Below are 22,604 nucleotides of genomic sequence, written 5' to 3' on the forward strand. Positions count from 1 at the left end.
CGGGTGTCCGGCCGGGATATTGTCAGTGTCTATATTTGACTGCGAATGGACTGATCAGCGGTCCTTCCATGTTTCAGCCTGTTCCTCATATCCGGCTCCGAGTCGATAGTAGAGTCGGTAAAGGATCGAGGGGATGTTGGTGAGATTGGTGGAATCGATCTCGTAGGCTTTCTCAAACAGCTTGGCGGCATCGAGCAACAGGGGATCCACCTTGGCTTTGCGTTCGCTTTCGGGGGCGTCGACCATTGACTCGTCGATCTTGACGGCCTGGTTGTAGATCACGCGTGCCTTGTCGTAGTAGTTCTTGCCCTGTGTGGCGTCGATGCTGATGGCTTTGTCGAATGCTTCGATGGCGGCTTCGCTCTTGTCCTGCTGCTCGTAGATCACACCGAGTATGTCGTAGAGCTGGCTCTTGACTGCGGCCATCGAGTCGGGAGTGGCTGCGATAGCTTCGTTGACGAGCTTGTAGCATCCGTCGAAATCGTTGTGCTGGAGGTGTTCGTTGATGAGCTGTCCGACAAACGAAACGTTCTGTGTGCCATACTCGGCATATCCGCGCTTGGCGAGGTCGAGCTGTGCGATGGAGTCGTTGAGACGGCGTGCGGCCTCGATGCCGTAGACGTAGACATCGATGTTTTTGTAGCCGGTCTTTTCGATCTGCGGCACTTTGGCGAGAGCCTCGGCGTTGCGGTCGCTTGAGAGGGCGGCGAGCAGCTGATAATACATGATCTGTCCGACGAGTGTGTCGGCTTCAGCCTTGGGTGCATCGTCGCCGAGCACGCTGCTTGAGGGGAGATTGACGTACATTTCCCAAACGTCGTAGGCTCCGCTATAGTCCTGCACGTCGAAGAGATATATGCCTCCGGTCTTGAGGGATATGTAGTTGTCCTTCATGGTCTTGACCATCTCTTTGACGAGTTTTCCGGGCTTGGCCTTGCCGGTTTTCTTGTCGAGTTTGGGCTCGCCGGTCTTTTTGTCGATCTCTACGTCGAGCGGAAGCGCTTTTATGTAGGAGTTATAGCCCTCGAGCAGTCCGGCTCCGGCAGCCTTTTTCTGGTCGGCCGAGAGCTGTGTGCCGAGTGCTTCCTGCATATATGCGTTGTCGAAGATTCCGAACCCTGCTTTGCCGTTGATGTACCAGGGCATGGCCGTATTGGCGGTCGAGGGGTCCTGAAGAGCGGGCTGGATGGTCTTCTGCACTGCTGCATAGTCAGGCTTTGCCTGATCAAGCATGTGCTTGGCGTCGTTGACCACGTTGGTCTGTGCTGTGGCAGCCATTGCGGTGAAGAGCCCTAAGCCTAAAAGGGAGATTTTCTTCATAACGTTTCAGTTGGTTGAGATAATTATTAAGGTATTGTTGTTTGTTTATGAGGGATCTCGGTCGTTCAGTTGTCGGTGTCGTCGGTTTCATCGTTGCCTTCGATGATCTCTTCTTCGTCGTCATTGACGATGTCGTCGGAGATCTCGTCGATCATTTCGTCGACAGCTTCTTCGATTACTTCGGCCTGCATCTCCACGGTGTCGGTTTCGTGCTCTTCCTCCGGGTCGGTATCGACGCAGCATACTGATGCTATAACGTCGCCACGTTTCTCAAGGTTTATGACACGCACACCCTGTGCGGCTCTGCCCATGACGCGGATGTCGGCCACTCTTACGCGGAGTGTGATGCCCGAACGGTTGATGATCACGAGATCATTGTCGTCGTTGACGCTTTCGATGGCAACGAGCGCTCCGGTTTTCTGCGTGATATTCATTGTGCGCACTCCTTTGCCTCCTCGGTTTGTGATGCGGTAGACATTCTGGTGTTCAACGGTTCCGTCGGGTAGTGTGGCGTCAATGTCGAGCGGTGATCGCTTGCCGTAGCCGTTTTCTGACAGTACCATCACTGTGTTGTCGGTGTCGGGTTCCATGCATATCATGCCGACGAGTGCGTCGTCGTCGCCGTCGAGTGTCATTCCGCGCACTCCGGTGCTGACGCGTCCCATTTCGCGGACTTTGCTTTCGTGGAAGCGTATGGCTCGTCCGTTACGGTTGGCCATGATGATCTCGGAGTTGCCGTCGGTGAGCTCGACAGCGATGAGTTCGTCGCCTTCGCGGATGATGATGGCGTTGACGCCGTTGGCTCGCGGACGCGAGTAGGCTTCGAGCGATGTTTTCTTGATTATGCCGCGTTTGGTAGCGAACACAAGATTGTGCGATGTGACGAAATCTTTGTTGTTGAGTCCTTTGACGCGGATAAACGCTTTGACGGAGTCGCCGGGTTCGATAGAGAGAAGGTTTTGTATGGCTCTTCCCTTGGTGTTTTTGGCTCCTTCGGGTATGTCGTAGACTTTAAGCCAGTAGCACCGTCCGCGGTTGGTGAAGAAGAGCATATAGTTGTGCATCGATGCGGGGTAGATATGCTCGATGAAGTCTTTGTCGCGGGTGTCGCTGCCTTTGGCTCCGACTCCGCCGCGGTTCTGTGCGCGGAATTCGGATAGCGGCGTGCGCTTGATGTATCCGAGGTGGGATATGGTGATGATCATGTCGTCGTCGGCTACTTCGTCCTCCGGGTTGGACTCGCCGGTGAGTCGAGCGTTGATCTCTGTGCGGCGTGCGTCGCCGTATTTGTTACGTATTTCTTCAAGCTCTGTGCGGATGACTGCGCGGCACACCTCGTCGTTGTCGAGTATCTCTTTGAGTCGGTTGATCTCTGCGAGCACTTCGTCGTAGGTCTGACGGAGTTTGTCCTGCTCCAGTCCGGTGAGCTGTTTGAGTCGCATTTCGACGATTGCGGCTGTCTGGCGGTCGGAGAGTCCGAAACGTTCGGTGAGTCGTGCTCTGGCGTCGTCGGTGGAGTCCGATCCGCGGATTATCTTGATGACCTCGTCGATATTCTGCGATGCGATGATGAGTCCTTCGAGTATGTGGGCGCGCTCTTCGGCCTTGCGCAGCTCGAATTTGGTGCGTCGGATCACTACCTCATGGCGGTGTTCGATGAACGCTCCGAGCATTTCCTTGAGGTTGAGGGTGCGTGGACGTCCGTGGACGAGTGCGACGGTGTTGACGCTGAACGATGCCTGCATCTGCGTCATCTTGAAGAGCTTCGTGAGCACTACATTGGGATTGGCGTCGGATTTGAGCCTGATGACGATGCGCATGCCTTTGTAGTTCGACTCATCGTTGATGTCGGCGATTCCGTCGAGTTTCTTCTCGTTGACGAGTTCGGCGATGTATTCGATGAGCTGAGCTTTGTTGACGTTGTAAGGTATCTCGTGTACGATGATGTTGTCGTGCGAGTCGTGGTGCTCTATGTCGGCTTTGGCTCTGATGATGACACGTCCGCGTCCGGTGGAGAATGCGTCGCGTATTCCTTTGGTGCCGCAGATTATGCCTCCTGTGGGGAAGTCGGGTCCGGGGATATGCTCCATCAGCTCCGGTATTGTGATCTCGGGGTTGTCGAGCAGTGCGATGGATGCGTTGATGGATTCCGTGAGGTTATGCGGAGGTATGTTGGTGGCCATGCCTACGGCGATTCCCTGCGCTCCGTTGACGAGCAGGTTGGGGAATCTAGTCGGAAGCACGAGCGGCTCCTGACGTGTGTTGTCGTAGTTGGGCTGGAAGTCGACTGTTTCTGAGTCGATGTCGCTGAGCATTTCTTCTCCGATGCGTTTTAGCCTGACTTCGGTGTAACGCATGGCTGCGGCTCCGTCGCCGTCGACAGATCCGAAGTTGCCGTGTCCGTCGATAAGCGTGTAGCGCATTGCCCACGGCTGTGCGAGTCGCACGACAGTGCCATAGATCGACGAGTCGCCGTGCGGGTGGTATTTACCCATCACCTCTCCGACACAGTTGGCCGATTTCTTGTAGCCGTTGGTTGATGTGTTGCCCATTTCGTTCATGCCGAAGAGCACTCTGCGGTGTACGGGCTTGAGTCCGTCGCGCACGTCAGGTAGCGCTCTGCTGACGATGACCGACATGGAGTAGTCGATATATGCCGACTTCATCTGTTCGTTGATGTCGATGCGGTCGATGCGGTCTTCTTTGATCAAATCATCTTCTGATGCCATAAAGACGTAGGGATATAATTTACGTTGTTTTCCTATTTGTTAAATATCATACAAAGGTAGCGATTATTTTGCAAAAAAGGTGAATCGTGACGAATTTTTTCACGTGATGTGATGTAAAGTTGCCCGTGTTGGCACAATTATTGCTAACTTTACGGCAATATACGAAAACAAATCAAACCGGCATCGGGTGACGGTAGCGAGTCAGGCGAAAAATCCTGTGCGCAGTCAGTGAATGATCATCCGATCCGGACAGAAAGGAAAGCTAATGACAGAAACCAATTTTTCAGCCGAGCTCAAGCAGGTGCTCAACGAGAGCACTCAGCAGGCTTTGCGCCACAATACCGGTGTGATACGTCCGGAGCATATCCTTATGGCAATCATAAGCGATGCTTCCGGCAAAGGGTTCAGACTGGTGGAGCGGGCTTCAGGCAGTAGCTCGGCCTATGAGTTGCAGCAGCATCTCGATAAATATCTCTTTGAATCGGCTCTCGAGAACCATGGCACCGAAGGGGCGACGCCCAGTGTGTCGGTGAGCGACATAGCCAACCGTCTGATAAAGCTCAGTGTGCTCGAAGCGCGTATGCTGAAAAACGATACGGTCGACGTGGAGCATCTGTTGCTGGCCATATTCCATAACCCCGAAACGCAAGCGATGGATTTCATGAATGCATTTATTCAGGCCGGTGTGACGTATGATGCCATCTACAGTCAGCTCACCGGCAAGCCTTCCGGTGCGGAGAGCGCATATACCGGAAGTGACGAGGATGATGAGGATGACGCACCCGATGCTCCGGAGGAGCGTGGTGAGAATCAGCGCTCTTCGTCCCAGCAGCCGAAAGGTCAGGGTGGCGATACTCCTGTGCTCGACAAATTCGGCAACGACATGACACGTGCCGCCGAGCAGGATCGTCTGGATCCGGTGGTTGGCCGTGAGGTGGAGATAGAGCGTCTGGCGCAGATCCTGAGCCGTCGCAAAAAGAACAATCCGGTGCTGATAGGTGAGCCCGGTGTGGGTAAGAGTGCGATAGTCGAGGGGCTGGCTCTTAGGATAGTGCAGCGCAAGGTGTCGCGTGTGTTGTTCGGCAAGCGGGTGATATCGCTCGACATGGCTTCGCTTGTGGCCGGCACGAAGTATCGCGGTCAGTTTGAGGAGCGTGTTAAGGCTATACTCAACGAGCTGGCTAAAAACCGCGATGTGATACTGTTTATCGATGAGCTTCACACTATCGTGGGAGCCGGTAATGCGGCCGGTTCGATGGATGCGGCCAATCTGCTCAAGCCTGCGCTGGCGCGTGGCGAGATACAGTGCATCGGTGCGACGACTCTGGACGAGTATCGCAAGAATATCGAGAAGGACGGCGCTCTCGAACGCCGCTTCCAGAAGGTGATGGTGGAGCCGACAACGCCAGAGGAAACTCTGACGATACTGCATAACATCAAGGACAAGTATGAGATGCACCATAATGTCAGCTATACGGAGAAGGCGCTGGAGGCATGCGTGAGTCTGACAGAGCGGTATGTCACCGACCGGACATTCCCCGACAAGGCCATCGATGCGCTTGACGAAGCCGGATCGCGGGTGCATATCACCAATATAGCAGTGCCCGATGAGATCACTTCCCTCGAGGATGCGATAGCCGAAACGGCCAACAACAAGCTGATGGCGGCCCGTGAGCATGATTTTGAGCGTGCGGCGGAGTACCGCGATGCGGAGAAGCAGCTCAAGGTACGACTCGATGAGGCGCGTTTGAAATGGGAAAAGGATCTTCAGGAGAACCGCGAGACGGTTGATGAGGACAAGGTGGCCGAGGTGGTGGCGATGATGACCGGTGTGCCGGCTCAGCGCATTGCGCAGGCCGAAGGGAAGCGTCTGAAAGAGATGGGGCCGAGACTCAAGGATGCCATCATCGGTCAGGATGAAGCTATAAGCAAGATAGTGAAGGCTATACAGCGCAACCGCATAGGTCTGAAAGATCCGAACAAGCCGATAGGTACCTTCATGTTTCTCGGACCGACAGGTGTAGGCAAGACGCATCTGGCGAAGAAGCTTGCGGAATACCTGTTTGATTCGGCCGATACGCTGATACGCATCGATATGAGCGAGTATATGGAGAAGTTCACTGTGTCGCGGCTTGTCGGCGCTCCTCCGGGATATGTGGGTTACGAAGAGGGTGGACAGTTGACCGAGAAGGTGCGCCGCCGTCCGTATTCGGTAGTGCTTCTCGATGAGATAGAGAAGGCTCATCCCGATGTGTTCAACCTGTTGCTGCAGGTGATGGACGAAGGACGTCTGACCGACAGTCTCGGGCGTAGGGTTGATTTTAAGAATACGCTGATAATCATGACCTCGAATATCGGCACGCGGCAGCTTAAGGATTTCGGATCGGGCGTGGGATTCAATACTCAGGCGGTCGACAAGGAGTATAGCCATGGAGTGCTGCGCAAGGCTCTCAACAAGGCTTTCTCGCCGGAATTTCTCAATCGTGTGGACGACATAGTGATGTTCGATCAGCTATCGAAAGAGGCGATATTCAGGATCATTGATATAGAACTGGCGGGATTCTACCGTCGGGTGGCTGAGCTTGGCTACACGCTGACGCTGACGGATGAAGCCAAGGAGTTTGTGGCCGAGCGAGGCTATGACCCTCAGTTCGGAGCGCGTCCGCTCAAACGGGCTATTCAGAAGTATGTAGAGGATGAGCTTGCCGAATTCATTATCGACGGCGAGCTGCATCGTGGCGCTTCGATAACGGTAGGGCTCGACAAAGAGAAGGGTACGACGACTATCAGTGTCACGGATGCCCTTCCGGAAGCCGTCAGGCCGGCGGCACTGCCATCGGGCGATTGACAAAATGTCAGTTAATAATCACAAAATGTCACGCTTCAGGCGTGGCATTTTTTTTGCAGTATTGTTATTTAGAAATAAATCTTACAAGAATCTATGGATACTCAAAAAGGTAAAATCGGGGTAACTACCGAAAATATCTTCCCCGTAATCAAAAAATTTCTCTACAGCGATCACGAAATATTTCTGCGTGAACTGGTGTCGAATGCAGTCGACGCCACCCAGAAGCTGCGCACTCTGTCGTCGTTCGGAGAGTTCAAGGGTGAGCTTGGCGACATGAAGGTGAAGGTGAGTGTCGACGCCGATGCCGGCACTCTCACAGTGAGCGACCACGGCATAGGTATGACGGCTGAGGATATAGATAAATATATCAATCAGATAGCATTTTCGGGGGCAGAAGAGTTTCTTGAGAAATACAAGGACAACGCCAATGCCATAATCGGTCATTTCGGCCTCGGGTTTTACTCGGCGTTTATGGTAGCCAAGAAGGTGGAGATCCGTTCGCTGTCGTACAAAGAGGGTGCGGAGGCCGTAAGGTGGGAATGTGACGGCTCGCCTGAATTCACGATGGAGAAAACCGACAAGGCCGAACGCGGCACCGATATAATACTGCATATCGATGACGAGAATAAAAATTTCCTGCAGCAGAGTGAAATAGACTCGCTGTTGAGAAAATACTGCCGCTTCCTGCCAGTGCCTGTGGTGTCGGGCAAGGAACAGGAGTGGAAGGACGGCAAGATGGTGGATACCGACCGTGACAAGGTGGTTAACGACACCGAGCCGACATGGACCAAAAAGCCGGCCGACCTCACCGACGAGGACTACCGCAATTTCTACCACCAGCTGTATCCGGGTCAGGAAGATCCTCTGTTCTGGATACATCTGAATGTCGACTATCCGTTTACGCTTACCGGTGTGTTGTTTTTCCCGAAGATCAAAAACAACTTCGAGGTGAACAAAAACCGCATACAGCTCTACTGCAATCAGGTGTATGTGACCGATTCGGTGGAGGGCGTGGTGCCTGACTTCATGATGCTTCTGCAGGGTGTGATAGATTCCCCCGACATACCGCTCAATGTGTCGCGTTCGTATCTGCAGTCGGATACGGCGGTGAAGAAGATCTCCGGATATATCACCAAGAAGGTGGCGTCGCGTCTGGAAGAGATCTTCAAGGCCGACCGTCAGGACTTCGAGAACAAGTGGGACGACATCAGGATATTCATCCAGTATGGAATGCTGACGGATGAAAAATTCTGCGAGGCGGCGATGAAGTTCTGCCTTGTGAAGGATACCGAGGGCAAATTCTATACGCTTGAGGAATACCGCACTCTGATAGAGGGTCAGCAGACCGATAAGGACGGCAATGTGGTGTATCTCTACACGACCGATCGGGTGGCTCAGTATGCCTACATACATGCGGCTACGGAAAAGGGGTATGACGTGCTTGTGATGGACGGTCAGCTCGACAGTCATTTCATAGGCATGCTGGAGAGCAAGATCGAGAAGAGCCGTTTTGTCAGGGTTGACTCCGACGTGGTGGAGAATCTGATACCGAAGAGCGACCGCAAGGCGGCCGATCTGACTCCGTTGCAGCGCGACATGATGAGCACGCTTTTCAAGTGTCAGATCCCGAAGGTGGAGAAGGCTGAGTTCATCGTGTCGTTCGAGGCTCTGAATGCTGATGCGAATCCGGTAATGATCACTCAGAACGAGTATATGCGCCGAATGAAGGATATGGCGGCCATGCAGCCCGGTATGAGCTTCTACGGCGATCTCCCCGACAGCTATAATCTGATCGTCAACACGGAGAGTCCGGTGGTGAAGCGCATTATGGAGTCGACTGAGTCGGAACTGAATGCCCGCATAGATCCACTTGACAAAAACATCAGCGAAAAGAATGCTGAAATCAAGTCGATACGCGACTCGGCCAAGGATTCGAAGCTTACCGACGAGCAGCAGGGCAAGGTGACTGAACTGGAGCAGGCGGTGGAGCATGACCGCAAGGAAGAGCAGGAGATAATCGAGGTTTACGCCAAGTCGAATCCTCTCGTCAAGCAGACAATCGATCTGGCTCTGTTGGCCAACGGCCTTCTGAAAGGACAGGATCTCAACGAATTTATACGTCGGTCGGTAAGCCTGCTTTGAACTGTGAGGCTTGGCTGACTGCCAAAACGGGAAAAAGAGCGGGCGTTTACGGAATGCATTCCGCAATCTGAATCATTCTGACGCTTACATTATTAAACAGAGCCATGTGGCGGGATGCCACATGGCTCTGTCGTTTTTTTGGGGCATAAATTTTTTTGTTTTGAAAAAGAGTGTGAAAAAAAAGAGTGGAGATTTTTTTGATAGAATGTCGGGATGATTTAATTTTGTTGCGGATTTGGCGTATGGCTTTGTCTTTATTGATGTGCCATAGCTGCTGAGGTATATAACGTAACCTGTCATCAATCGCAATATCATGCATCTCACTGCAAACAAGATCTGGGTGTCGATCCGCGACTATGTTTTCATTGTGCTTGGCATATTTTTGTATGCCTTCGGCTTTTCGGCGTTCATATTTCCTGAAAAGGTGGTGATCGGAGGCCTGGCCGGTTTTGGCACGCTGATATATTTTATCACGGAAATGTTGTTCGGCAAGGGTGTGCCGGTAGCTGTGACGCAATATGTCACCAATCTGCTGCTGCTGGCCATGGCGTTCAAGGGCGTGGGCCGTCAGTTTGTCATACGTACCATTTTCGGTGCCACGGTGATATCCTTGTTCATCGGTGTGCTGACTCCGTTGTTTCCGGAGCCTCTTGTTGCCCAGCAGACGTTTATGAATGTGATCATAGGCGGCATACTTTGCGGTGTTGGCATAGGCATGGTGTTTGTGCACAACGGTTCTACCGGCGGCACCGATATCATAGCCGCGATGGTGAGCAAGTCGTCCAACACCAGTATCGGCCGAACGATGCTTTATTGCGATATGTGCATTATATCGTCATCGTTCCTGATATTCCATAATGTCGACAAGGTGGTGTATGGTTTTATTGTGCTTGTGATAACGGCTTATCTGGCTGATATGGTGATTGATACCAATCGTCAGGCCGTTCAGTTTACCATCTTCTCCCGCCACTGGGAGAGGATCGCCGATGCGATCAGTCATGAGGCCAACCGTGGCTGCACGGTGATAAACGGCACCGGATGGTATACGAAACATGAGGTGAAGATGCTTCTGGTGATGTGCCGCAAGATAGAATCGGTGACGATATTCCGAATAGTGAAGAGTATCGACGAGGATGCGTTCATCACTCAGTCGAATGTCAACGGCGTGTATGGCAAGGGTTTTGACAAGATCAAGATCAAGGAGGCCCGCAGGCGTGCCTCGGAAAAGAAAAATGCAGAGGCTGCTGAGATCACGGCAGACTCTCCGGTGAATGATACTGCCCTTTAGAGGCAGTGGCCCGGCCGTAGTTCACGGCATGAACCGGGCACCGGTGATAGCATCCGAGGCAGAAGGCACAGTCTGTGCCCCATTCCGGTCCGTGGCCGGGCGTCATGGTAATGTTGCCCATGGGACATTTGCGCGCGCATAGGCCGCAGGAGGTGCAGTCTGGCGATGTGTTGAAGGGTCGTGGCGACATCATGAAGCGCCGGAACAACGGATAGATTATGCGTGATTTGAGCCATGGCAGTGTGCCACGGACTACGTCGTCGACGCGGGCGTGATGGCGTATGCCTCTCGCAATGTCGGCAATGCGGGCGGCTGCAGCCTCAAGCTTGCGTGAGGCCAGGGCGGGGGAGTCGACGTCAAATCCGGGTAGTGTCACGTAGGTGTTCGGCATTGTGACCGACCACGTTCCGACCGCCTTCCATCCTCTGCGGCGTATCATGCGCCGCCATTGCCGGTCGGTAAGGCCGGCGTCGTCTCCACAGGTGCATACCATGTAGTGATCAAGTGTTTCGGGCAGTGTGGCCGAGGCGATGTGCGATGCCACAACGGGCGGAATGCCCCACGAATATACCGGGAACACCCATACCATGCGTGTGGTGTCGCCGTCGGCGGCATTCCAATCGGTGTCGTGCCGTATGGCGGTGACGCTGTCGTTGAGCGATTGTGCGAGTCTGTCGGCTACAAGATGACTGTTGCCGCATCCTGAAAAACAAGCTATCATGGATGCAAATTTAGCCATCTTTCACATCATGCACAACAGCGTATTGGCGAAAACTTCGTAACTTTGCTACGCTATGGCAGAATATTATATGCATGAACTGCACCGTTTTTTAGGCGAGCTTGCAGTCAACAACAACAGGGAATGGTTTGCGGCCAACCGTCAGCGTTACGATTGTCTGCGCCAGTCGTGGCTCGACGATGTGGACCGTCTGATCGCTGCGATGGCGCAGTGGGAGCCGGCAGTGGCCGGCTTTACGGCCCGTGATGTGACTTACAGGATATATCGCGACACCCGCTTCTCGCCCGACAAATCACCGTTCAAGACATATTTCTCGTCGGCTCCGGGGCCTTACGGACGCCACTCGGCGCGTGCAGGATATTATATAGAAACCGGCACCGACGGACGAAGCGGTCTGTATGGCGGGTTGTGGTGTCCGGAACCACAGGTGCTCAAAAAAATGCGCCGGGCCATAGTGGACAATATCGAGGAGTTTGAATCCATAACAATGCATCCTGACTTTGTCAGATATTTCCCTGAGTGGTGCGGCCAGCAGCTGAAGACTGTGCCCAAGGGATGGGATCGTGATCATCCGCAGGCGCCGCTTTTGAGGCTGAAAGATTATGGGCGCGTGAATTATGTCGGTGCGGAATATTTCATGAATCCGTCCTGGCCTGAGATAACGGCCGAACGGTTCAAGGCATTGAAACCGTTTGTGGATTTTCTGAATTATACCATCGACGAGTAATGACAAACTACTCATGGAGCTGAGCTGTCGCTGGCACGTCAGGGTGTGAAATGCCGGCCGTACATAAAAGGTCGGTCATGCGCAGGCTTATTCCGGTGGAATAATGAATATACAATAAACCAAACAATATGATTATCAAACGTTTCTTTTTGATCGGCGCGGCCATGCTTGTTTCGGCCGGCATGGCTCAGGCCGTGACGCCGCTGTGGATGCGCGATGTGCGGATCTCTCCTGACGGCAGCCAGATCGCTTTCACTTACAAGGGTGACATCTATAAGGTCGATGCCAAAGGCGGCAAGGCTGAAAGACTGACGACTCTGGCGTCGTATGAGAGTCGGCCGGTATGGAGTCCCGACGGCAAACAGATAGCTTTTGCCTCGGACCGCAACGGTGGGCAGGATGTGTTCATCATGCCGGCTACCGGAGGGTCGGCCACACAGCTGACATTCAATTCAGCAAACGAGATCCCCGAGGCGTTTACTCCCGACGGCAAGAGTGTGCTTTTCAGCGCGGTGATCCAGGATCCGGCCGAAAGCGCCCTGTTTCCCTACCGCGCCCTGACCGAAGTGTACAGTGTTCCCGCAAAGGGTGGGCGCACCCGTCAGGTGCTTGGCACTCCGGCTGTATATATGTCGTTTATGCCCGACGGACGTTCGTTTGTCTACGAGGATGTAAAGGGCAGTGAGGATAAGTTCCGCAAGCACCACACATCATCGGTGACCCGCGACATCTGGCTGTATGACGCTTCGACCGGCAAGCATACAAATCTCACCCATCGTGGAGGCGAGGATCGTAATCCGGTGGTGTCGGCCGACGGATCGACTGTGTATTTCCTTTCGGAGCGCGACGGCGGCTCGTTCAATCTGTATTCCTTCAATGTGAACGATCCGGCAAAGCTGACGCGCCTGACCGATTTCAGCACGCATCCGCTTCGTTTCCTCTCGCGCGGATCGGACGGTACGTTTGCTTTCACTTACGACGGTGAGATATATACCATGCGCGAAGGTCAGAAGCCGGCGAAGGTGGCTATAGACGTGACTGTCGACGAGGAGAACAAGCCTGAACAGCTCCGTGTGGGTGTCGGCAGATCGGCGGCTGTGTCGCCCGACGGCAAGCAGGTGGCTTTCACGAGCCGCGGAGAGGTGTTTGTTACAGCCACCGACTATCCGTCGACCAAGCAGGTGACAAACACCACTGAGGCCGAGAGTGATCCGGCATGGGGAAGTGACAGCCGCACTCTTTACTACACATCGGAACGTGACGGCCACTACAATATCTATAAGGCTACGATAGGCCGCGAGGATGATCCCAATTTCTCGAATGCCACGATCATCAATGAAGAACCGGTGTTTTCCGTGAAGGATAAAGTGGACCGCACACATCCGTCGATATCGCCCGACGGCACCAAGATGGCTTTTGTGGAGGACCGCACGAAACTCAAGGTGATGGATCTGAAGACAAAAAAGGTGCGTCAGCTGACCGACGGCTCCACTGTCGCATCCCGTTCCAAGGGCTTTGCATCGCAGTGGAGTCCCGACGGCGAGTGGCTGTTGATCGAGGCCACCGACCTCCACCATCAGCCATACTCTGATATAGCGATAATCAATGTGGCCGACGGCAAGATGACATATGTCACCAAGACCGGTTATTTCGACCAGAATCCCCGCTGGGCCATGGGCGGCAAGGCCATCATATTCGAGAGCGAGCGTTACGGTATGCGCAATCATGCCTCGTGGGGTTCGGAGAGCGATGTGATGATTGCGTTTCTCAATCGCGACGCATTTGACCGCTTCCGCCTTTCGGAAGAGGATTACGAACTTCTGAAAGAGGTGGAGAAAGCCCAGAAGAGCAAGAAGAACGATGCTGCGTCGGGCAAGGACTCCAAGAAGGCTGATGACGCAAAAAAGAAAGCTGACTCCAAGAAGGCTGATGGCGATAAGGAGAAAGTGGCCGAGAAGGTGGCTGTGGATCTCGAGGGTATCGCCGACCGAACGATACGCCTGACGCCCAATTCGTCGGCTCTGGCTGACATGTATCTTACACCCGATGGTGAAACGTTGTATTATATCACCTCGTTCGAGAAGGGTTATGATCTCTGGAAGGCAAAACCACGCAAGGGGGATGTCAGCAAGGTGACCAAGCTAGGCGCAGGTGCCGGCATCGATACCGACAAGGCCGGGAATATGTATCTCCTTGGATCTACTCTTCGCAAGTTCGACACCAAGTCGGAAAAGCTCACTCCGATCACATTCTCTGCCTCTATGACCATAGATCAGGCCGCCGAGCGCGAGTATATGCTGCGCTATGTCTACAACGAAGAGCGCGAACGCTTCTTCCGCACGGATATGAACGGTGCGGACTGGGACAACCTCTACAAGGCCTACAAACGCTTCCTGCCTCATATCGACAACAACTATGACTTCGCCGATCTTCTCAGTGAACTGCTTGGCGAACTGAACGTATCGCACACGGGAGGCCGCTATTATCCCTCCGGTGCGGCGCATCCCACCGCACAGCTCGGACTGCTGTATGATCTGGGTTATGACGGCGCCGGGCTGAAGGTGGCCGAGGTGATAAAGGGTGGTCCGTTTGACCGCAGCACCTCACGTGTGAAAGCCGGCGATATCGTCAAGTCGATCAACGGCCAGGCACTCACGGCTGACACCGATCCGTCGGTGCTGCTTGCCGACCTGACACGCAAGAAGACTCTGGTGGGTTTTCATGGAGCCGACGGCACGGACTTCGAGGAGGTCATACTGCCTATATCGCAGAGCGCGCAGAACGCTCTGATGTATGACCGCTGGGTGCGTCAGCGCGAGGCTGATGTGGAGCGCTGGTCGAACGGACGTCTGGGATATGTGCATATCCAGTCGATGGACGACGGCAGCTTCCGCAAGCTTTATGCTAAGGCGCTCGGCGAGTATATCGACAAGGAGGGTATCGTGATCGACACCCGTTTCAATGGCGGCGGCCGTCTGCACGAGGATATCGAAGTGATGTTCAGCGGTAAGAAGTATCTGACTCAGGATGTGCACGGAGTGGAAACCACCGACATGCCGTCGCGCCGCTGGAACAAACCGAGTGTGATGGTGATCGGCGAGGCCAACTACTCGAATGCCCATGGCACTCCCTGGGTGTATCGTCACCTTGGACTCGGCAAGCTTGTTGGTATGCCGGTTCCGGGTACGATGAGTTCGGTCAACTGGGTGACGCTGCAGGATCCAAGCCTCGTGTTCGGTATTCCGGTGACAGGTTTCCGCACTTCCGAAGGATATTATCTGGAGAACACCCAGCTTGAACCGGATGTGAAGGTGGCCAACGATCCGGCTACCGTGGTGAAAGAGGAGGATACCCAGCTGCGCGCGGCTGTGGAGAGCCTTCTCAACGACTTAAAAAGTAAGAAATGATGGCAAAAACAGGTGATACCGTAAGGTTTCTCAATTCAGTGGGCGGCGGCCGCATAGTGCGTATAGACGGCAATGTCGCTTATGTTGACGAGGATGGTTTTGAAACTCCGGTGATGTTGCGCGAATGCGTGGTGGTCAGCGAGGCCGGCGATAGCCGTGCCGCCGCTTCGGCCGCTCCAGCCGTGGCTCCGAAGGAGATCGAAAAGCCGTCGAAAGAGGTGAAGGCCGAGCCGGAACTTCCGATTGTGGAAACGGAGGGCGGCGACAAGCTCAATGTGGTGCTGGGCTATGAGCCTGCTGACATAAAGCAGCTGTCGACCACGCGGTTTGACATATCGATAGTCAACGATTCAAACTACTATCTCTATTTCACTTACCTCACGCGCGGCGATGAGGAGGAGTGGACCACACGCTATGCAGGCATAGTGGAGCCGAATATCCAGCTGTTGATCGGCGAGATGACTCATGCCGATCTCGCGCACATGGAACATGTGGCTGTGCAGATGATCGCTTTCAAGCGCGACAAGGGTTTTGCTATGAAGCGTCCGGTTGACGTGGAGAAGCGGATGGATCTGACGAGGTTTCTCCGTGTCAACTGTTTCCGTCCGAACGATTATTTCGAGCGCGATGTGATAGCCCTGCCGATAGTGACGGATGATGTGCAGCTGGGACATGATGCGGTGTCAGTGAAGCCTGAGGTGATCGCCGAGGCTATGCTTACGCCTGTTGAACGGCGGCCGGAACGCCGTCAGGTCAAAAAGGTGCAGCGTCAGCCGCGGACTTCAGGGGGTGGTGATCCGTTCGTGACTGATCTTCATATCGACGAGCTGCTTGACACGACTGCCGGCATGTCGCCGGCCGAGATACTGAACTATCAGGTGGATGAGTTCCGCAAGGTGATGGACGCCAATATGCATAACCGTGGCCGCAAGCTGATATTCATTCATGGCAAGGGCGAGGGAGTGCTGAGACAGGCTCTGATGAAGGAGCTGCGCCACCGCTACAAGTCATGTCAGGTGCAGGACGCTTCGTTTCGTGAATATGGCTTTGGAGCCACTCAGGTGACCATAGGCTGACGACGACTGCGCCGTAGGGCCGCGCGAGCCGTGGCAAAATCAGACAATAGATTCATAAGATCCGCTTTTCCGTGTCGATTTTCGGCCGTGAAAGCGGATTTTTTGTAATTTTGTGGTCTGAAACAACATAACCGATTATATAGTCGAGATAGAAAAATGTACAGAACCAATACATGCGGCGAGCTGCGCCTTTCTGACGCAGGCCGCGAAGTGACACTCGCCGGATGGGTGCAGCGTGCCAGAAAGATGGGCGGCATGACATTCGTTGATCTGCGCGACCGTTACGGTATCACCCAGATCGTGTTTGAAAGTGATTCGGACACAGCTCTTTTTGATGCCGCCAACAAGCTTGGCCGTGAATTTGTGGTGCAGGTGAGCGGAACGGTGCAGGAGCGCGAGAATAAGAACAAGAATCTGCCGACCGGTGAGATAGAGATCATTGCGACCTCGCTCAAGGTGCTGAACCGCAGTGATGTGCCTCCGTTTACCATAGAGGATGACACCGACGGCGGCGATGATCTGCGGATGAAGTACCGCTACCTGGATCTGCGTCGTTCGTGCGTGCGCGGCAATCTGGAGCTTCGCCACCGCATGGCTTTCGAAATCCGCCGTTATCTCGACTCGAAGGGATTTCTTGAGGTGGAAACACCGGTGCTGATCAAGTCGACTCCGGAGGGTGCCCGCGACTTTGTGGTGCCTTCGCGCATGAATCCCGGTGAGTTCTATGCTCTGCCTCAGTCGCCTCAGACGTTCAAGCAGCTTCTGATGGTGAGTGGCTTCGACCGGTATTTTCAGATCGTGAAATGTTTCCGTGACGAGGATCTGCGTGCCGACCGTCAGCCTGAATTCACACAGATCGACTGCGAGATGTCGTTTGTGGAGCAGGAGGATGTGCTTCAGATGTTCGAGGGACTTGTGAAGCATATTTTCAAATATGTGAAGGATATAGACTTTGCTGATCCGTTCCCGCGCATGACGTGGGCCGATGCGATGCGTCTATATGGCAGTGACAAGCCCGACACCCGCTTCGGGATGCAGTTTGTGGAGCTGAAGGATCTCACGACCGGCAAGGGTTTCGCGGTGATGGATGATGCCGAATATGTAGGAGCCATCGTGGCTCCGGGCTGTGCCGACTATACCCGCAAGCAGCTTGACCAGCTGACTGAATTCGTGAAGCGTCCGCAGGTGGGTGCCAAGGGCATGATGTGGGTTAAGCTTGAAAATGACGGCTCGATAAAGAGTTCGGTAGGCAAATTCTATTCCGACGATGAGCTTCGCGGCTGGCTTGAGCGTGGCGGTGCGAATCCGGGCGACCTGATGCTGATACTCGCCGGAGCGACTATGAAAACCCGCAAGCAGCTCAACGAACTGCGTCTGGAGATGGGCTCGCGTCTCGGGCTGCGTGATCCGCAGAAGTTCTCGTGTCTGTGGGTGGTGGATTTTCCTCTCTTCGAATGGGATGATGAAACGCAGCGCTACTATGCCATGCATCATCCGTTCACTGCGCCTAACCCGGAGGATGTGGACAAGCTCGACACCGATACCGGTGCTGTCCGTGCCACAGCCTATGACATGGTGGTCAACGGAAACGAACTTGGCGGAGGATCGATACGCATACATGACTCGGAGCTGCAGGATCACATGTTCCGTCTGCTCGGTCTGTCGGAAGATGAAGCGCGATATAAGTTCGGCTTCCTTATGGACGCCTTCAAATATGGCGCACCTCCTCACGGCGGTCTGGCTTTCGGTTTCGATCGTTTCGTGTCGATTCTGGCCGGTCTTGACAGCATCCGCGATGTCATAGCTTTCCCGAAAAACAATTCGGGCCGCGACATGATGATCGACGCTCCGAGCACGATAGACCAAAGCCAGCTCGATGAGTTGAGCATAGCTGTGACTGAACCTGAAAAGAAATAAAATTAAAACGATGGAGGGCAGACGGCGAAAGGCGTCAAGTGCCCTCCGCTGTTTTTCAGATATGCCTAAAATCAGTGATATAATCGGCGCCTTGGAGGAGTTCGCTCCTCTGAGTCTGCAGGAGAGCTATGACAATTGCGGGCTTCAGACAGGCGATGCGTCGCGCGAATGCACCGGCGTCATGCTGTGTGTGGATCCGACTCCCGGTGTGATAGCCGAGGCGGCATCTGCGGGATGTAATCTGGTGGTGAGTCATCATCCGCTGATATTCCGCGGTCTGAAGCATATCACCGGATCGACTCCGGTGGAGCGCGCCGTGGAGTATTCGATCAGAAATGGTGTTGCGGTCTATAGTCTGCATACGTGTCTGGACAATGCGCCGTCGGGCGTGTCGCGCCGTATGGCCGAAATGCTCGGGTTGACGCAGGTGAGGGCTATTGACTGCGAGAGTGGGGCCGGCGCTGTCGGTCAGCTTGCGGAGCCTTTGGCGGCAGTGGATTTCCTGAGTGAGGTGAAGCGTGCGTTCGGTGCCCGGGTGGTGCGTCACAGCGCTCCGGATGGGTCGCGAATGGTGAGCCGTGTGGCTTTATGCGGCGGTTCGGGCGCCTCGATGCTCCCTGCTGCAGTGGCCTGCGGTGCTGACGCGATGGTGACGGCCGATGTGAAATATCATGATTTTGCCGACTATGGCGGCAATATTCTGATAGCCGACATAGGCCATTTTGAGAGCGAACATTGCACTATAGGCATTTTTACCGATATTATTACGAAAAAATTTCCTAACTTTGCAGTCCGTGACTCGCACGTAGAGTCAAATCCTGTAAATTACATGTAAGCTATGGCTACAGCAGACAAGAACAAAAACGAACAGAATCTCTCAGTGGAGTCGCGCCTCAAGTCGCTCTACGAGCTGCAGACGCTACTTTCGCAAATCGACCGAATCCGCACTGTGCGTGGCGAACTTCCTCTTGAAGTCGCTGACCTTGAGGATGTGATCAAGGGTCTGACCACCCGTATAGAGAATTTCCGCAAGGAGATCGAAGAAATCCGCAAGAAGTCGGTTGCCGAGAAGGAGAAAATCAATGATTCACAGGCCAAGATAGCAAAATACAAAGAGCAGATCGACAATGTGAGGAACAACCGCGAGTTTGATCTGCTGTCGAAGGAGATCGAGTTCCAGACTCTCGAGATAGAGCTGAGCGAGAAGCATATCAACGAGTATGCCCGCATGATCGACGCCAAGAACAATGAAATCGCCGAGACCGAGAACCGTCTGGCTGATCAGAAGCATGTGCTGGCCGACAAGAAGGCCGAGCTTGACGAAATCGTGTCGGAGACGAAGCAGGACGAGGAGCGTCTGCGCGAACAGGCCAAGGCTCTTGAGCCTAAAATCGACGCCCGCACTCTTGCGGCTTTCAAACGCATCCGCAAGAATGCCCGCAACGGTCTGGGTATCGTATATATACAGCGTGATGCCTGCGGAGGTTGCTTCAACCGCATCCCGCCTCAGAAGCAGATGGAGATCAAGATGCACAAGAAGATCATAGTCTGCGAGTATTGCGGCCGCATCATGATCGACCCGGATCTCGCGGGTGTGGATCTCAGTGCGCCGACAGAGAGTAAGTAATTCTTATACTTTGATGTAAGATATAAATCCAGTCAGCGATGGCCGGATTTTTTTTTGTCATGACCAGGGATCGGACAGGCGGAATGTGCCGGGGAGGGTGCGCCGGTGTGATATAGAGAAAGCGCTGTGTCAGTATCGCATTGCTGACACAGCGCTTTGTGGGTCTAAGCGTATGTTTGAATTTAACACGAAATACAAACATACTCTAAGAAACTGTTTAAATTTGATTCAATAAAATTTTTATGGCAGCCAAATCAATCATTTCTTCAGCGACCTCTGTTGATTCTTCATAATTGCGTGAAAGGCGACGGAACCAATCAAGCCATGAGAAAGTTCTCTCGACTACCCATCTGAGAGGTTTCGGTATGAATCCCTTAGTCCCGTTTGGAGTATTGGAAACCTCAAGGCTGATTGCAAAATCTTTTTCAATATCTTTAGCAATCTCCCCCCGGTAACCACGGTCAACAAGAACCTTTTCAAGCCGTTCCCACTCTCTGTCTGCTGCATTACACAATGGGTGAGCCTGATGGGAATCATGAACCGATGCACTGCATACTGTCCGGGCAAGAATAAAGCCATTGCGGTCAACCACGATGTTACGTTTGATGCCCTTGACCTTCTTGTTTGCGTCAAATCCATTGTCACTCTTACGGTTGCCCCATTTAACGCTCTGGGCATCCAATGCTCCCACAGAGGGACTTTCTGATTGATTTCGTTTCTTCCTCACCTTTCGTACAAGTTTGTTGAGCAAATGTTCGATTCTACCTTCTTTGGACCACTTTCGGAAGTAATAGTACACCAATTGCCACTTGGGATAATCGTGCGGAAGCATCCTCCACTGACATCCTGTGACCAGTAGGTATAATACCGCTTCGAATAGGCTCCGTAGTGAATTTTTACGTTTGCGACAATCATTTTCGAAGAATACTTCGTTTATATAAGACCATTGACCCTCGGTCAAAAGTGTCTGATAGAGATTGATTCTATGCATATGAACAATGTTTTTCTCCTTCAACACTTTGGCTGAGGGTTTGTTATGCCCTATAACATTTTTTCAATTCTAATTTTAAACAGTTTCTAAGAGATTGTCTAAAATTCATATCACTTTGCTTTTGAGAGTCTTTCCAGCGTCTTTTTGTTTGCCCCTCGGTCATGTAGCTACGGCTACACTCCCTCATCACAAACAAAAATCCATCTGACAATCCTTCTCAAAATCCGTATTATATAAATTTAGACAATCTCTAAATTGATGCCGGAATTGTCGGCAGTGTATCAGGCGTACTGCGACCAGTCGGTCAGGCGCATGTCGCCGGTGTTCTGGAACGCGGTGTGGAATCCGAGTGATGCGGCAAGGTGGTGGGGAGTCTGGCCGCCTTTGCCCAGCTTGAGATAGTCGCGGAGCAGCTCCTTGTACATCGGATGTGCGCAGTTGTCGATGATGCGCTCGGCTCTCTGCACGGGATCAAGGCCACGGATGTCGGCAACTCCCTGTTCGGTGATGATGACGTCGACGGAGTGTTCGGTGTGGTCGATATGCGAGCACATGGGCACGATGTTGCTAATCAGGCCGCCTTTGGTGATGGAGGGGCATGAGAATATGGAGAGATATCCGTTGCGTGTGAAGTCGCCTGATCCGCCGATGCCGTTCATCATGCGTGTGCCTACCACGTGGGTGGAGTTGATGTTGCCGAATATGTCGGCTTCGAGAGCAGTGTTCATGGCTATGACTCCGAGTCGCCTGATCACTTCGGGGCTGTTGGAGATCTCGGCGGGGCGGATGACGATCTTGTCGCGGAAGAAGTCGAGGTCGTCGAGCACTTCGGCTTCTTTGGCGTCGGAGAGTGTCAGCGAGCATGTGGATCCGAATTTGCATCGTCCCATTCGCATGAGGTCGATCACGGCGTCCTGTATCACTTCGGTGTACATGGCGAACGGTGGCAGCTCCTTGGCGTCGCCGAGGCCGAACAGCACGGCGTTGGCGACGTTGCCGACTCCGGACTGTATGGGCAGGAACTCCTGCGGTATGCGCTGTGCGCGTACTTCGCCGATGAGGAAGTTGCACACGTTGGCTCCGATCTGCAGTGTGGTGTCATCGAGCGCGGTGAATCCCTTGATGCCGTCGTAGGCGTCGGAATGGATTATTCCGGCGATCTTCGAGGGGTCGATCTTGACGGTGGGGTGTCCGATGCGGTCGGATGGCGTGTAGATCGGTATCTCGCGACGGTGGGGCGGGTCGAGAGGCATGTAGATGTCGTGGAGTCCGTAGAGCCCTTCGGGAAGCTTGGTGTTGAGCTCAAGGAATATTTTTTTTGCTTTGGCGGCGTATGTAGGTACGTTGCCGACGCCGGTGCCGAGCACTACTTCGCCGTTTTCGAATACTTTTGCAACTTCGAGTATCGCCCAGTCGAGCTCACCATATGTGTTGTATCTGAATTTCTGTGCAAGCTCCGACAGATGCAGGTCGAAGTAGTGGCAGTCGTGGGAGTTGATGCGCAGTCGCAGGTCGGGGGTATTCTGGTAGGGTGTGCGGCGGGCGATGGCGTTGGCACGCGCGAGCGCTCCGTCGGCGTGGTTGTTGGTCGATGCGCCGGTGAAAACGCTAACCTTGAAGGGGCGTCCGGCCTCATGTTCTTTCACGGCTTTAGCAGCAAGGGCTTCGGTGATTACCTTAGGCGAACCTGAAGCTGTGAAGCCTGATAAGCCAATGTTGTCGCCGTTCTTGATGAGTTCGGCAGCTTCCTGTGCCGACAGAATTGGAAATGCCATTGTTGTAAAATATAAGAT

General features: G+C 53.6%; 14 protein-coding genes. 9 read left to right on the top strand and 5 right to left on the bottom strand.

The window, feature by feature from the left end; genetic code table 11:
- Window positions 1-54: 54 nt before the first annotated feature.
- On the bottom strand, window positions 55-1,320 hold the full coding sequence (locus tag NF347_RS01470) for a tetratricopeptide repeat protein (RefSeq protein ID WP_107035098.1): 1,266 nt from the start codon (window positions 1,318-1,320) through the stop codon (window positions 55-57).
- 65 nt (window positions 1,321-1,385) lie between these two features.
- Window positions 1,386-4,031, bottom strand: coding sequence for a DNA gyrase subunit A (gyrA, locus tag NF347_RS01475; protein WP_107035178.1), 2,646 nt, complete (start codon window positions 4,029-4,031; stop codon window positions 1,386-1,388).
- Window positions 4,032-4,314: 283 nt separating this feature from the next.
- Here gyrA and NF347_RS01480 point away from each other — a divergent pair, with 283 nt between their 5' ends.
- From NF347_RS01480 to NF347_RS01490, 3 genes are all read left to right on the top strand, one after another.
- Window positions 4,315-6,897, top strand: coding sequence for an ATP-dependent Clp protease ATP-binding subunit (locus NF347_RS01480; RefSeq protein ID WP_107035177.1), 2,583 nt, complete (start codon window positions 4,315-4,317; stop codon window positions 6,895-6,897).
- 93 nt (window positions 6,898-6,990) lie between these two features.
- Window positions 6,991-9,039: a molecular chaperone HtpG gene (gene htpG, locus NF347_RS01485; protein WP_107035097.1), complete on the top strand. Its 2,049-nt coding sequence runs from the start codon at window positions 6,991-6,993 to the stop codon at window positions 9,037-9,039.
- Window positions 9,040-9,352: 313 nt separating this feature from the next.
- Window positions 9,353-10,327, top strand: a complete 975-nt coding sequence (locus NF347_RS01490) for a YitT family protein (RefSeq protein WP_107035095.1) — start codon at window positions 9,353-9,355, stop codon at window positions 10,325-10,327.
- Here the strand turns inward: NF347_RS01490 and NF347_RS01495 are convergent.
- Window positions 10,290-11,066 carry an EFR1 family ferrodoxin gene (locus NF347_RS01495; RefSeq protein WP_133166420.1) on the bottom strand — a complete coding sequence of 259 codons (777 nt, stop codon included), beginning with the start codon at window positions 11,064-11,066 and terminating at the stop codon, window positions 10,290-10,292. The genes NF347_RS01490 and NF347_RS01495 overlap by 38 nt on opposite strands.
- Window positions 11,067-11,121: 55 nt before the next feature.
- Here NF347_RS01495 and NF347_RS01500 point away from each other — a divergent pair, with 55 nt between their 5' ends.
- The 6 genes from NF347_RS01500 (at window position 11,122) to NF347_RS01525 (ending at window position 19,820) form a co-directional block, all read left to right on the top strand.
- Complete coding sequence (locus NF347_RS01500) at window positions 11,122-11,793, top strand: DUF2461 domain-containing protein (protein ID WP_107035093.1); 672 nt, start codon at window positions 11,122-11,124, stop codon at window positions 11,791-11,793.
- Between the two features lie 128 nt (window positions 11,794-11,921).
- Window positions 11,922-15,200, top strand: coding sequence for a S41 family peptidase (locus NF347_RS01505; RefSeq protein ID WP_107035092.1), 3,279 nt, complete (start codon window positions 11,922-11,924; stop codon window positions 15,198-15,200).
- Window positions 15,197-16,276 (top strand): DUF2027 domain-containing protein, encoded by a 1,080-nt coding sequence (locus NF347_RS01510; RefSeq protein WP_237612971.1) that lies wholly within the window; start codon window positions 15,197-15,199, stop codon window positions 16,274-16,276. Before NF347_RS01505 ends, NF347_RS01510 begins: the two co-directional genes overlap by 4 nt.
- A gap of 156 nt (window positions 16,277-16,432) precedes the next feature.
- Entirely contained in the window at window positions 16,433-18,193 is a 1,761-nt protein-coding gene (gene aspS, locus NF347_RS01515; RefSeq protein ID WP_107035091.1) for an aspartate--tRNA ligase, read from the top strand.
- 61 nt (window positions 18,194-18,254) lie between these two features.
- Window positions 18,255-19,028: a Nif3-like dinuclear metal center hexameric protein gene (locus tag NF347_RS01520; RefSeq protein WP_107035090.1), complete on the top strand. Its 774-nt coding sequence runs from the start codon at window positions 18,255-18,257 to the stop codon at window positions 19,026-19,028.
- 3 nt (window positions 19,029-19,031) lie between these two features.
- A complete protein-coding gene (locus NF347_RS01525; protein ID WP_107035089.1) occupies window positions 19,032-19,820 on the top strand; it encodes a zinc ribbon domain-containing protein in 789 nt (262 codons plus the stop codon).
- Window positions 19,821-20,037: 217 nt separating this feature from the next.
- On the opposite strand, the gene NF347_RS01530 is transcribed toward NF347_RS01525, so the two are convergent.
- Together NF347_RS01530 and NF347_RS01535 are read right to left on the bottom strand one after the other, a co-directional pair.
- On the bottom strand, window positions 20,038-20,811 hold the full coding sequence (locus NF347_RS01530; protein ID WP_107035088.1) for an IS5 family transposase: 774 nt from the start codon (window positions 20,809-20,811) through the stop codon (window positions 20,038-20,040).
- Between the two features lie 281 nt (window positions 20,812-21,092).
- The gene (locus NF347_RS01535) at window positions 21,093-22,586 is read right to left on the bottom strand and encodes a succinate CoA transferase (RefSeq protein WP_107035087.1); all 1,494 of its coding nucleotides are present in this window, start codon (window positions 22,584-22,586) and stop codon (window positions 21,093-21,095) included.
- Window positions 22,587-22,604: the final 18 nt, after the last annotated feature.

The sequence above is a fragment of the Paramuribaculum intestinale genome, from assembly GCF_030759015.1.
GTDB classification, from domain to species: domain Bacteria; phylum Bacteroidota; class Bacteroidia; order Bacteroidales; family Muribaculaceae; genus Paramuribaculum; species Paramuribaculum intestinale.

What these genes read in the sequence shown, in the direction of transcription:
- NF347_RS01490 (WP_107035095.1), top strand. Translation starts at nt 9,353, where the DNA reads ATGCATCTCACTGCAAACAAGATCTGGGTGTCGATCCGCGACTATGTT.
- NF347_RS01500 (WP_107035093.1), top strand. Translation starts at nt 11,122, where the DNA reads ATGGCAGAATATTATATGCATGAACTGCACCGTTTTTTAGGCGAGCTT.
- aspS (WP_107035091.1), top strand. Translation starts at nt 16,433, where the DNA reads ATGTACAGAACCAATACATGCGGCGAGCTGCGCCTTTCTGACGCAGGC.
- NF347_RS01495 (WP_133166420.1), bottom strand. Translation starts at nt 11,066, where the DNA reads ATGGCTAAATTTGCATCCATGATAGCTTGTTTTTCAGGATGCGGCAAC.
- NF347_RS01505 (WP_107035092.1), top strand. Translation starts at nt 11,922, where the DNA reads ATGATTATCAAACGTTTCTTTTTGATCGGCGCGGCCATGCTTGTTTCG.
- htpG (WP_107035097.1), top strand. Translation starts at nt 6,991, where the DNA reads ATGGATACTCAAAAAGGTAAAATCGGGGTAACTACCGAAAATATCTTC.
- NF347_RS01510 (WP_237612971.1), top strand. Translation starts at nt 15,197, where the DNA reads ATGATGGCAAAAACAGGTGATACCGTAAGGTTTCTCAATTCAGTGGGC.
- NF347_RS01470 (WP_107035098.1), bottom strand. Translation starts at nt 1,320, where the DNA reads ATGAAGAAAATCTCCCTTTTAGGCTTAGGGCTCTTCACCGCAATGGCT.
- NF347_RS01480 (WP_107035177.1), top strand. Translation starts at nt 4,315, where the DNA reads ATGACAGAAACCAATTTTTCAGCCGAGCTCAAGCAGGTGCTCAACGAG.
- NF347_RS01535 (WP_107035087.1), bottom strand. Translation starts at nt 22,586, where the DNA reads ATGGCATTTCCAATTCTGTCGGCACAGGAAGCTGCCGAACTCATCAAG.
- NF347_RS01530 (WP_107035088.1), bottom strand. Translation starts at nt 20,811, where the DNA reads ATGCATAGAATCAATCTCTATCAGACACTTTTGACCGAGGGTCAATGG.
- NF347_RS01525 (WP_107035089.1), top strand. Translation starts at nt 19,032, where the DNA reads ATGGCTACAGCAGACAAGAACAAAAACGAACAGAATCTCTCAGTGGAG.
- NF347_RS01520 (WP_107035090.1), top strand. Translation starts at nt 18,255, where the DNA reads ATGCCTAAAATCAGTGATATAATCGGCGCCTTGGAGGAGTTCGCTCCT.